Raw genomic sequence first — 12524 nt, 5'->3', positions numbered from 1 at the left:
GACATCCACGTCCGCGCCCGACAGCCGCGCACCGGCCAGCGCCTGGCGGATGACCCGCTCCTGAGACGGCCCGTTCGGCGCGGTCAGACCGTTGGACGCGCCGTCCTGGTTCACCGCGCTGCCCCGCACCACGGCCAGCACCCGATGCCCGTTGCGCCGGGCGTCAGCCAGCCGCTCCAGCAGCACCAGACCCACACCCTCGGAGAAGCCGGTGCCGTCGGCGGCGTCCGCGAACGCCTTGCACCGGCCGTCCGGCGCCAGCCCCCGCTGACGGCTGAAGTCGATGAAGATCCCGGGGGTGGACATCACGGTGGCGCCGCCCGCCAGCGCCATCGAGCACTCGCCCGAACGCAGCGACTGGCTCGCCAGGTGGATCGCCACCAGGGACGACGAACACGCCGTGTCCACCGTCACCGCCGGCCCCTCGAGCCCGAAGGTGTAGGAGATCCGGCCGGAGGCGACACCGCCGGAGATTCCCGTGCCCTGGTACCCGTCGATGGATTCCAGCGCGGTGGCCGCCCAGGAGATGTAGTCGTGCTGGATGACTCCCGCGAACACCCCGGTGCTGCTGCCCTTCAGGGAGTCCGGGGCGATACCGGCCTGTTCCAGGGTCTCCCAGGCGGTCTCCAGCAGCAGCCGCTGCTGCGGGTCCATCGACTGGGCCTCCCGCGGGCTGATCCCGAACAGTGCCGCGTCGAACGCGTCGGCGTCGTCCAGGAACCCTCCGCTGCGGGCGTAGGTCTTGCCCGGCGCGGCGGGGTCCGGGTCGTACAGCTCCGGCACGTTCCAGCCGCGGTTCCGGGGGAACTCGGCGATGCCGTCCCTGCCTTCCGCCACCAGGCGCCACAGGTCCTCCGGCGAGGTCACCTCACCGGGGAACCGGCAGGCCATGCCGATCACCGCGATGGGTTCCGCGTTCCTCGCCTCCAGGTCCCGCAGTTGGAGACGGGTGTCGTGGAGTTCCCCGCTGACGCGAACGAGATAGTCGCGTAGCTTGCCGTTCTCGTCCATGGATCGCCTTTCACCCGGTTACGGGAAGAGGAATCGAGCAGAGGAGGGGAGGGAGCGGAACGCGGACCCGGGGCCGGCTCACGCGCCCAGTTGCCGGTCGACGAACTGGAGCAGTTCTTCCGTGGACGAGGCGTGCAGGTGTTCCACGAGCGTCGCCCCGCGTGTCTCCGCCGCCTCGGACGCGTCCGAGGGCGACAGCAGGCTCCTGAGCCGGTCGGCCACGCGCGCCCGGGCCGTCTCCGGCTCCAGCCGCGCCAGGACGCCCTCGATCCTGTCGATCTCCCCCAGCACCCAGTCGAGGTCTCCGGAGGAGCCGGGCACCAGCTGGTCGCGCAGATGACGGGCGAGGCCCAGGGGGGTGGGATGGTCGAAGGTGAGGGTGGCGGGCAGCCGCAGGCCGGTGGCCCGGGACAGCCGGTTGCGCAGTTCCACCGCGGTCAGGGAGTCGAATCCCAGAGCGGCGAACGGCTCGTTCACGTCCACCGTGGCCGCCCGGGCATGACCGAGTACGGCGGCCGCCTGACGGCACACCAGGTCCCGCAGGTGCAGGTCCCGTTCCGCGGGCGGCATCCCGGTCAGCCGCCCCCGCAGGTCCTCGGCGTCGTCCCGGGCGCCGCCCCGGTCGGCGGCCCGCAACACGGTGACTCCGCTCGGGGCCACCTCCCGGAACAGGGGCGGCACCTCGCCGGTCCGGGCCAGTGCGGTGAGGGCGAGTTTCACCGGGACCACGACCGGCAGGTCGTGCGCCAGGGCCGCGTCGAACGACGCCAGGCCCTCGGCCGCGGTCAGCGGTGCCACGCCCTGGCGGGCCAGCCGTTCCCGGTCGGTCGCGCTCAGCCCGCTGGTCAGTCCGCCGCTGTCCCGGACCCGTTCCCACCAGCCCCAGGCCAGGGAGGTCCCCGGCAGACCGGCCGCCCGCCGCGCCCGCACCACCGCGTCCACCGCCTGGTTGGCCGCGGCGTAGTTCCCCTGGCCGGGGGTGCCGAGGACTCCGGCGGCCGAGGAGAAGACCACGAACAGGGCGAGGTCCGCGGTGCGGGTCAGGTCGTCCAGGTGCCGGGCGGCGTCGGCCTTCGGGCCGAAGACCCGCGCCACGCGCCGCTGGTCCAGGGCCGGGATGACACCGTCGTCCAGGGCGCCGGCGGTGTGCACCACACCGGTCAGCGGGTGCTCCGCCGGGACCGAGGCCAGCAGCTCCGCCACGGCCGCGCGGTCGCTCACATCGCAGGCGGCCAGCTCCACGCGGGCACCGGCGGCTTCCAGCTCCGCCCGCAGTTCCCGGGCTCCGGGCGCGTCGGCACCGCGCCGGCTCGCGAGCACCAGGTGCCGCGCCCCGTACCGGGCCACCAGATGCCGGGCGACCAGTCCGCCCAGGTCACCGGTTCCGCCGGTGATGAGGACCGACCCCTCCGGGTTCGGTGCGACCGGCGTGGTGCCGTCGGCGGCGAGCCGGACCAGCCGCGGCGCGTACAGGCCGCCCTCCCGGGCGGCGAGCTGGGGTTCGCCGGTACCGAGCACCGCGCGCCACGGCACGTCGTCCGGCCCGGTGCCCGGCTCCAGGTCGAACAGGGTGATCCGGTCCGGGTTCTCCGACTGCGCCGAACGCACCAGTCCCCATACGGCCGCGCCGCCCACGTCCACCTGTTCGTCCGGCCGTACGGCGACACCGGCGCGGGTCACCACGACGAGCCGCGCGCCGGTGCACGTGTCGTCCGCCAGGAACCGCTGAACGGTGGCCAGCGCCGCGCACGCCGCGCGCCGCCCGGTCGCCGGGTCGGCGCCCCCGGGGGCCGCCCACACCAGCGTGACCGACCGGGCCCCGGGGACGGCCGGGGTACCGGGGACGGCCGGGGTACCGGGTACGGCCGGGGTACCGGGGGCGGCCGGGCCACCGGGGACGGCCGGGCCACCGGGGACGGCCGGGCCACCGGGGACGGCCGGGCCACCGGGGACGGCCGGGGTACCGGGGACGTCCTGGTCCCCGGAGACGGTCGGGCCTTCAGGAACGGCCGGGCCACCGGAGACGACCAAGTCCCCAGGAACAGCCAGGCCACCCGAGACAGCCGGAGCACCGGGGCCGTCCTGGCCCCCAGGAACAGCCGGGGCACCGGAGACGCCCGGGGCACCTGAGACAGCCGGGGCACCGGGGCCGTCCTGGCCACCGGGGACGGCCAGGCCACCCGAGACAGCCACATCCCCAGAAACAACCGGGCCACCGGAGATGACCACCTCCCCGGAAACAGCCGGGCCCTCGGGGGCGTCGGGCCACAGGGTCCAGTCCACGGCCGCGGATCCGGGCTCCGCCGTCCGCTCGGCGGCCACCGGCAGCCACTCCTCGCGGAGCAGATGGGCCCGGTGCCCGCCGCCGGGCACCGTGTCGGCCGGCAGGGGCCGGAGGGTCAGTCCGTCGACCGACAGCACCGCGCCACCGGCACCGTCGGCGACCTGTATCCGCGCCGCACCACCCGGACCGGCCGTGATGTGCACCCTCACCCGCGTGGCACCCACCGCGTGCAACCGCACGCCGGTCCACGCGAACGGCAGCCAGGGAGCACCCGCCGCCATCCCCGGCACCACGTCGCTCAGCACGAGCGCGTGCAGCGCCGCGTCCAGCAGCGCCGGATGCATGCCGAATCCGGTCACCTCCCCCTCCCCGCCGTCCGGGAGCACCACCTCCGCGAACGTGTCCCCGCCCCGGCGCCACACCGCCTCCAGGCCCCGGAACAGCTCGCCGTACTCCAGCCCCCGCTCGGCCATGCCGTCGTACACCCCGTCCACCGGCACCGGCTCCGCACCGGCGGGCGGCCATACCGCGGCGCTCCCGGAGCCCGGCGGCTGCGCCGCCCCGGGCCCCGGCGGGCGGACCGCACCGGAGGCGTGGCACACCCACTCCGCCCCGTCCGCCTCGGGACGGGCGTGCACCGAGATCTCCCGCCCGCCGTCGGCCCCGGCCTCCGCCACGACGACCCGCAACAGCGTCCCGGTGTCCTCCTCGAGCACCAGCGGCGCCTGGATGACGAGTTCCTCCAGCACCGGGCAGCCGACCGTGTCTCCGGCCCGGATCACCATCTCCACCAGCGCGGCACCCGGTACGAACACCCGGCCCAGCACCCGGTGCTGCGCCAGCCACGGCTGCTCCCGCACCGACAGCCGGCCGCCGACCACCGCCCCGCCCGACGCGGGGATCTCCAACGCCGCCCCCAGCACGGGGTGCGCCGGGCCCGCCAGGCCGTACGCCCCCGCGTCCCCGGCGGTGGCGCCGCCGGCCAGCCAGAACCGCTCGCGCTGGAAGGCGTACGTGGGAAGCTCCACCCGGCGCGCGCCCGAACCGGCGAACACCGCCGCCCAGTCGACGTCCACGCCCTGGACGAACAGCTCACCGGCCGACAGCAGGAACCGGCCCAGGCCGCCCTCGCCACGGCGCAGCGAGCCGCTCACGCACACCGGCCGACCCGCCCCGGTGTCCTCGACGCTCGCGGTGAGGACGGGGTGCGGGCTGATCTCGACGAAGGTGTCGAAACCCCGCTCGGTCAGCGCGCTGACCACCGGGGCGAACCGCACCGGCTGCCGCAGGTTCCGGTACCAGTACTCCGCGTCCAGCTCGGTGCCGTCCACGGGCCCGCCGGTGACGGTCGAGTAGAGCGGCACCTCACCCCGGCGGGGTCCGATCGCCGCGAGCACCTCCTTCAGGTCCGCCTCGACGGCCTCGACGTGCCCGGAGTGGGACGCGTAGTCGACCGGGATCGTGCGCGCCCGCACACCGTCCTCGGCGCACGCGGCGAGCAGCTCCTCCAGCGCGTCCGCGTCCCCCGACACGACCACCGTCCGGGGGCCGTTGACCGCCGCCACGCCGAGTCTGCCGTCCCAGCGTCCAAGCCGTTCCGCCGCCTCTTCCGCGGACAGCGCGACCGACACCATCCCGCCCTTGCCGGACAGCCGTTCCAGGAGCCCGCTGCGCAGCGCCACCACGGCGGCGGCGTCCTCCAGCGACAGCATGCCGGCCACGCACGCGGCGGCGATCTCGCCCTGGGAGTGGCCGATCACCGCGTCCGGCTCGACTCCCAGCGAACGCCACAGCGCCGCCAGCGACACCATGACCGAGAAGAGCACCGGCTGGACCACGTCGACGCGGTCCAGCCCCGGGGCGTCCGGCGCGCCGCGCAGCACGTCCATGAGGGACCAGTCCACGAGGGGCCGCAGCGCGCGCTCGCACTCCATCAGCCGGTCGCGGAACACCGCGGAGTCCTCGGCGAGTTCCAGTGCCATGCCTTCCCACTGCGCGCCCTGGCCGGGGAAGACGAAAACCGTCCGGCGGCCCTCGGCCGCGGGTGTCCCGCCGGCCGTCACCGTGCCCGGTGCCGGTTCGCCCCGCCGCACCGCCTCGAGCCGGTCCAGCAGTTCCGCGCGGTCCCCGCCCACCAGCACGGCGCGGTGGCCCAGCCGGGCCCGGCCGACGGCCAGCGAGTATCCGACCTCGTCCGCCCGCGATCCGGGGCGCTCCTGAAGAAAGCTCCGCAGCCGCTGGGCCTGCGCCCGCAGCGCGGTGGCCGACCCCGCGGACACCACCCACGGCACCACGGACAGGGGCCTGGGGCCGGTCCGCACGGCGGGGTCCGTCGCCGTGGCGGAAGCAGCGGCGGAAGCCGGGGCAGGAACAGCGGCGGAAGCCGGGGCAGGAGCCGTGGCGGAAGCCGGGGCGGCCTCCGGCGCCTGCTCCAGCACCACATGCGCGTTCGTTCCGCTGATGCCGAACGACGACACGGCCGACCGCCGCGGCCGGCCCGTTTCGGGCCATGCGGTCTCCTCGGTCACCAGTGCCACCGCACCCGCCGACCAGTCCACATGCGAGGTGGGGGCGTCCACGTGCAGCGTCCGGGGCAGCACGCCGTGCCGCATCGCCATGACCATCTTGATCACTCCGGCCACGCCCGCCGCCGCCTGGGTGTGGCCGATGTTCGACTTCAACGAGCCGAGCAGCAGGGGACGGTCGGCGGGCCGGTTCTGCCCGTAGGTGGCCAACAGGGCCTGGGCCTCGATGGGGTCGCCCAGCGTGGTGCCCGTGCCGTGCGCCTCGACGGCGTCGACCTGGTCCGCCGTGAGCCGGGCGTTGGCGAGCGCCCGCCGGATCACCCGCTGCTGCGAGGGTCCGTTCGGCGCGGCCAGTCCGTTGGAGGCGCCGTCCTGGTTGAGGGCGCTGCCCCGGATCACGGCGAGCACCTGGCGTCCGTTGCGCTCGGCGTCGCAGAGCCGTTCGAGGAGCACCAGCCCCACGCCCTCGGAGAAGTTGGTGCCGTCCGCGGCGTCGGCGAACGCCTTGCACCGGCCGTCCGGCGCCAGGCCCCGCTGCCGGCTGAACGCCACGAAGGCGGTGGGCGTCGCCATGATCGAGACGCCGCCGGCCAGGGCCAGTGTGCTCTCGCCGGAGCGCAGCGACTGGCAGGCCAGGTGGATGGCGGTGAGCGAGGACGAACACGCCGTGTCGACGGTCACCGCGGGCCCTTCCAGGCCCAGTGAGTACGCCACCCGGCCGGAGATCACCGAGGAGAAGACCCCCGTGGGGATGTAGCCCTCGGTCTCGCCGGACGCCCGGGTGAGCAGGGTGCCGTAGTCGCGGTCGTAGCTGCCCGTGAAGACGCCGGTGGACGTGGAGTGCAGCGAGGTGGGGTCGATACCGGCGCGTTCCAGGGTCTCCCAGGCGGTTTCCAGCACCAGCCGCTGCTGGGGATCGGTGGCCAGGGCCTCCCGGGGGCTCATGTTGAACAGGGCGGCGTCGAAGTCGCCCGCGTCGTACAGGAAGCCGCCCTCACGGCCGTAGCTCTTGCCCGGCACGTCCGGGTCGGGGTCGTACAGGTGGGCCAGGTCCCAGCCCCGGTCCGTCGGGTACCCCGAGATCGCGTCCCGGCCGTCGGCGACCAGCCGCCACAGGTCGTCAGGGGAGGCGACGTCTCCCGGGTACCGGCAGCCCATCCCCACGATCGCGATCGGTTCGTACCGGTCGGACTCGGCCTCCTGGAGCCGCTGACGCGTCCGGCGCAGGTCGGCCGTGACGCGACGCAGGTAGTCGCGGAGCTTGTGTTCGTCCGACATCAGGGTCTCAACCATCCTCAGCTCGGCCGGGCAGGTCAGGAAAGTCCGAGTTCGTTTTCGATGACCGCGAAGACCTCGTCGTCGGTCGCGGTGTCCAGGTCGTCGCCGTCGGACGCCTCCGCCGTGCTCCCGGCCGGGCGCCAGGCCCATACCAGGGCTTCGAGGCGGGCCCGCACCGCCGGGGCTTCCGGGTCGTCCGGTGACAGGCCGGAGAGCGCCGATTCCAGTCGTTCGACCTCCCGCAGTACCCCGCGGGCCGGCCCGGGGTCCTGGTCCGGCGGGGCGAGCCGGCCGTGCAGGTGGACGGCGAGCGCCATCGGCGTCGGGTGGTCGAAGACGGCGGTGGGGGAAAGGCGCAGCCGGGTCGCGGTGGTGAGCCGGTTGCGCAGTTCGACGGCGGTGAGGGAGTCGAACCCGATCTCCTTGAACGGCCGTCCGGCGGCGACCGTGTCCGGTGTGGGGCGGCCCAGTACGGCGGCCGCGTGGCCGCGGACGAGGGAGAGCAGGTGGTGCCGCTGTTCCTCGGGGGTGAGAGCGGTGAGCTCGGCGGTGAGGCCGCCCGCGTCCCCTCCCCTGGTCGCGGTCCGGCGCCTGGCGGCACCGGGCAGGGAGCGCAGCACCGCGGGCGGGGGGTCCGGCGGCGTGAGGGGGGCGGCCAGCAGGAGGGGCTGGTCGAGGCGGAGCGCGGTGTCGAGCAGTCCGAGGCCGTGCGCGGTCGCCAGCGGTGTGACGCCCGCGTGGCCGATGACGCGGTCGCGCCGGGCCGCGTCGAGGTGGCCCGTCATTCCGCTGGCCTCTTCCCACAGCCCCCAGGCGAGGGAGCCGGCGGGCAGGCCGCGCTGGCGCCGGTGGTGGCTGAGGGCGTCGAGGAAGGCGTTGGCGGCGGCGTAGTTGGCCTGGCCGGGGCTGCCCAGGGAACCGGCCGCCGAGGAGAACAGCACGAAGGCCGCCAGGTCGAGATGTTCGGTGGCCCGGTGCAGGTTCCACGCGGCCTGTGCCTTGGGCCGGAAGACGGTCTCGATGTGCTGCGGCGTCAGGTTGTCCAGGACCGCGTCGTCCAGGACGCCCGCCGCGTGGACGACGGCGGTGAGGGGATGCCCGGCGGGGATGGTGTCCAGCAGCCCGGCCAGGGCGTCCGGGTCGGCGACGTCGCAGGCGGCGACGGTGACCTGGGCGCCGAGGCCGGTGAGTTCGGTGTGCAGCGCCCGGGCCCCTGCCGCGTCCGGGCCGCGGCGCCCGGCCAGCACCAGATGCCGCACACCGTGCCGGGTGATCAGATGGCGCGCCACGATGGCGCCGAGCGTTCCGGTGCCTCCGGTGATCAGCACGGTGCCGGACGGGTCGAGGGCGGGCGGCAGGTCGAGGGTCACCTTGCCGGTGTGGCGGGCCTGGCTGAGGTGGCGCAGCGCCTCCCGGGCCCGGGACAGCGGCCAGCTGGTGGCGGGCAGCGGGCGCAGGGCGCCCTCGGCGAACAGGCCGCCGAGCACGGTGAGCGAGTCCTGGATGTCGTCGGGGTCGGCGTCCAGCAGGTCGAAGGCGGTGTAGCGGACGCCGGAGTGGGCGGCGGCGACCTCGGCGGCGTCCCGGATGTCGGTCTTGCCCATCTCCACGAAGCGGCCGTGGGGCGCCAGCAGGCGCAGGGACGCGTCCACGAACTCCTGGGCGAGGGAGTTGAGCACGACGTCCAGTCCGCCGGGGACCCGGGACCGGACGTGTTCGGCGAAGTCGAGGGAGCGGGAGGAGGCGATGTGGTCGTCGTCCAGCCCCATGGCCCGCAGCGTGTCCCATTTCGCCGGGCCGGCGGTGGCGTAGATCTCGGCGCCCAGGTGGCGGGCGAGTTGCACCGCGGCCATGCCGACGCCACCGGTGGCGGCGTGGATCAGCACCTTCTCCCCGGGGCGCAGGGCGGCGACCCGGACGAGGCAGTGGTAGGCGGTCAGGAAGGCCGCCGGTACCGTCGCCGCGTCGGTGAAGGACCAGTGGTCGGGGATACGGGCCATCAGCCGGCGGTCGGCGACCCTGACCGGGCCGATGCCGCCCCGGGGGAACATGCCCATCACCCGGTCGCCCGGCACCAGGTCGGTGACCTCGGGTCCGGTCTCGGTGACGACCCCGGCGTCCTCCCCGCCGATCGGCGCCTTCACCGGCACCAGGCCCAGCGACACCATGACGTCCCGGAAGTTGAGGCCGGCCGCGCGTACGGCGATCCGCACCTCGCGCGGCCCGAGCGGGGCGGCTCCGTCCGCACCGGCGGCGAGTGCCACCTGGTCCAGCGTGCCGCCGCGGCCCGTCGCCTCCAGCCGCCAGTCGGCACCGGGGCCGGGCGGGACGACGGTGTCCCCGGCGGTCGCGGGCAGGAACCGGGGAACGCTCAGGTGTCCGTCCCGGACGGCGATCTGGGGCTCCTTGCCGGTGAGTGCGGCGAGCAGGGCGGTGTGCAGCGCCCGCGCCGAGGAGTCCAGGCCGTCGGTGTCCAGCAGAAGGATCCGGTCGGGGTTCTCCGCCTGGGCGCACCGGACCAGGCCGCACAGCGCCGCGTGGGCCGGGTCGAGGTGCTCGGCGGGCCGTACCGCGACGGCGTGTGTGGTGGTGAGGACCAGGCGGCAGGCGACGAAGCGGGGGTCGGCCAGCCAGTCCTGGAGCAGCCGCAGGACGTCGGCGGTGAGCGCGGCGGCCCGCTCGGGCGGCTCCTCGGCGGCGGGCTGTCCGGGGTCGGGCGCGGCCACCACGGCGAAGATCACATCGGGTATGGCCTCGTCCGGCTGGGTCGCCAGGGCCGCGGTCAGCCCGGACAGTGCCTGGTACCGGGTGACGGCTGTGCCGGGGACCCCGGCGAGCGCGGTGGCCGCTTTGGAGTCGGACGGGCCGAGTACGGCGATCACGCGCGGCACGTCCGTGCGCGCCGCCGGGTCGCCGGGGACGCCGGGGGGAACGGGGTGCCAGTCGAGCCGGAAGAGCGAGCGCCGGGTGTCGTCCTGCCCGGGCCGGAGCGCCTCCCCGGTCAGCGGACCCGTCAGCGGACCCGTCAGCGGGCGGAGAGCGAGTGACTCGACGGTGATGACGGGCCGGCCCGCCGGATCGGTCGCGGTGAGGCGGACGGTGCCGGGCGCGGTCGGCGTCAGCCGGACCCGCAGGGTGTCGGCGTCGGTCGCGTGCAGCTGGACACCGTTGAAGGAGAAGGGCAGCAGCGGGGCGTCCGTGGTGTCCTCGGGAGCGACGAGGAGCGCGTGGAGGGCGGCGTCCAGCAGGGCCGGGTGGACGCCGTGTCCGCCGGTGGGCGTGCCGGGGGCGAGACGGACGTCGGCGTACCGGGTGTCGCCGTCCCGCCAGACCGCGCGCAGGTTCCGGAAGGCGGGGCCGTAGTGGTAGCCCCGTTCGGCCAGCCGGGGGTAGGCGTCGTCGGTGCCGACCCGCGCGGCGCCGGGGGGCGGCCACCGGTCGGAGGCGTCCTCCGGTGCGCTCGTGGGAGGCGCCGGTTCGAGCACGCCGGTGGCGTGGTGGGTCCAGGGCAGATCGGGGTCGGCGTCCTGCGGGCGGGAGTGGATGTCGATACGGCGGGTGCCGGGCCCGTCGGACTCCTCGTCGGGCGCGGTGACGGTGAGGTGCAGATGGACGGGCCGGTCGTCGGCGAGGAGCACCGGGGCGTGCAGGGTGAGTTCCGCCAGGACCGGGTGGCCGACGGCGTGTCCGGCCGTCAGGGCCAGGTCGAGGCAAGCGGTGGCGGGCAGCAGCGGGGTGCCGGTCACGGCGTGGTCGGCCAGCCAGGGGTGACCGTTCGCCCGGAGCGTCCCGGTGGCGTGCCAGGTCCCGTCGGGCAGCCGGGTGGTGCCGGCCAGCAGCGGATGGTCGGTGCCGTGCAGGCCGACGTCCAGGGCGTCGAGGGCGCCGGGGGCGGCGGTGGCCCAGTACCGCTGGTGCTGGAAGGCGTAGGTGGGCAGGTCCACCGGGTGCGCGCCGCCGTCCGATCCGGCCAGGGCACGCGGCCAGTCCACCGGTACGCCCCGCACATGGGCGGTGCCCAGGGCGGTCAGGAACTGGGTCCACCCTCCCGAGTCGCGGCGCAGGGTGGCCACCGCCGCAGGGCCGTCCTCCGGGTCGGATGCGGCGCCGGTGCCGTCGTCGGCCGCCGTTTCGAGGATGTGCTCGATGCTGGGCACCAGCACGGGGTGGGGGCTGCTCTCCACGAACACGTCGTGTCCGTCCCGGGCCAGTTGGCCGACCGTGCCGTGGAACAGGACGGGCTGGGTGAGGTTCCGGTACCAGTACCCGCCGGTGAGTCCGGTGGTGTCGAACCGGCCGCCGGTGACGGTGGAGTAGAAGGGGATGTCCGCGGCGACCGGGTTCAGTCCGTCCAGCGCGGTCCGCAGCTCGTCCCGCAGGACCGTCATGTGCGGGGTGTGCGAGGCGTAGTCGACGGCGATGGCCCTGGCTTCGACACCGTCCGACCGGCAATCGGCGATCAGCCGCTCCAACGGGCCCGTGTCCCCGGCCACCACGGTGGTTCCCGGGCCGTTGAGCGCGGCGATGTGGAGGCCGGCGCGGCCGGCGAGCAGGGCTCGGGCCCGGTCGGCGGAAACCGGCAGGGAGGCCATCCCGCCCGTGCCCGCGACGCGCGCCAGGGCCTTGGAGCGCAAGGCCACGACCCTGGCGGCGTCGGGGAGACCGAGGGCTCCCGCGACACAGGCGGCGGCTATCTCCCCCTGGGAGTGCCCGATCACCGCGTCGGGGTGGACCCCGTGCGCCCGCCACAGGGCGGCCAGGCCCACCATCATGGCGAACAGCGCGGGCTGGACGACATCGACCCGGTCCAGGCCCGGGGCGCCGGGCCGGTCGCGCAGCACGTCCAGCAGCCACCAGCCGGTGTGCGGCTCCAGCGCCCGGGCGCAGGCGTCGATCTCCGCCGCGAACAGCGGCGACGCGTCCAGCAGTCCGTCCGCCATGCCGGCCCACTGGGGGCCCTGGCCGGGGAAGACGAACACCGTCCGGCGGCGGGACGCGCCGGTCCCGGTGATGAGCCCGGGAGCGTCCCGGCCCGCGGCCAGCGCGTCGAGACCGGCGGTCAGGGTGTGGACGCTCTGACCGACCAGCACCGCGCGGTGCTCGAACCGCGACCGGGTGGTGGCGAGTGCGACGGCCACGTCCGCCGGGTCCTGCTCCGGGTGGCGCCGCACCCAGGAGGCCAGCCGCTCGGCCTGGGCGGCCAGCGCCTCGGGGCCGCGGCCCGAGACCGTCCATGCCGTGCCCCGGGTGGCCCGGCCGGGCGCGCCGGCGGGGGTGGGTACCGGTGCGGGGGGCTCCTCGGCGGGTGCCTGCTCCAGCACCACATGCGCGTTGGTGCCACTGATACCGAAGGAGGATACGGCGGCGCGGCGCGGACGGCCGGTCTCCGGCCAGGCCCGCGCCTCGGTCACCAGAGCCACGGCCCC

At 75.5% G+C, this 12524-nt stretch carries 3 protein-coding genes; all 3 read right to left on the bottom strand.

Annotated features, from left to right (window positions below; translation table 11 throughout):
* Nucleotides 1-1011, bottom strand: a 1011-nt coding sequence (locus tag AXW62_RS22365; protein ID WP_174556415.1) for a beta-ketoacyl synthase N-terminal-like domain-containing protein, incomplete at its 3' end; no start/stop codon positions are given.
* Between the two features lie 78 nt (nt 1012-1089).
* Complete coding sequence (locus AXW62_RS45970; protein ID WP_370682928.1) at nt 1090-7101, bottom strand: type I polyketide synthase; 6012 nt, start codon at nt 7099-7101, stop codon at nt 1090-1092.
* Nucleotides 7102-7133: 32 nt separating this feature from the next.
* Nucleotides 7134-12509, bottom strand: coding sequence for an SDR family NAD(P)-dependent oxidoreductase (locus AXW62_RS44060; RefSeq protein WP_159060937.1), 5376 nt, complete (start codon nt 12507-12509; stop codon nt 7134-7136).
* Nucleotides 12510-12524: the final 15 nt, after the last annotated feature.

The sequence above is a fragment of the Streptomyces hygroscopicus subsp. hygroscopicus genome (genome assembly GCF_001553455.1).
Lineage (GTDB): Bacteria > Actinomycetota > Actinomycetes > Streptomycetales > Streptomycetaceae > Streptomyces > Streptomyces hygroscopicus.
This window is presented reverse-complemented; position numbering and strand designations above follow the sequence as displayed.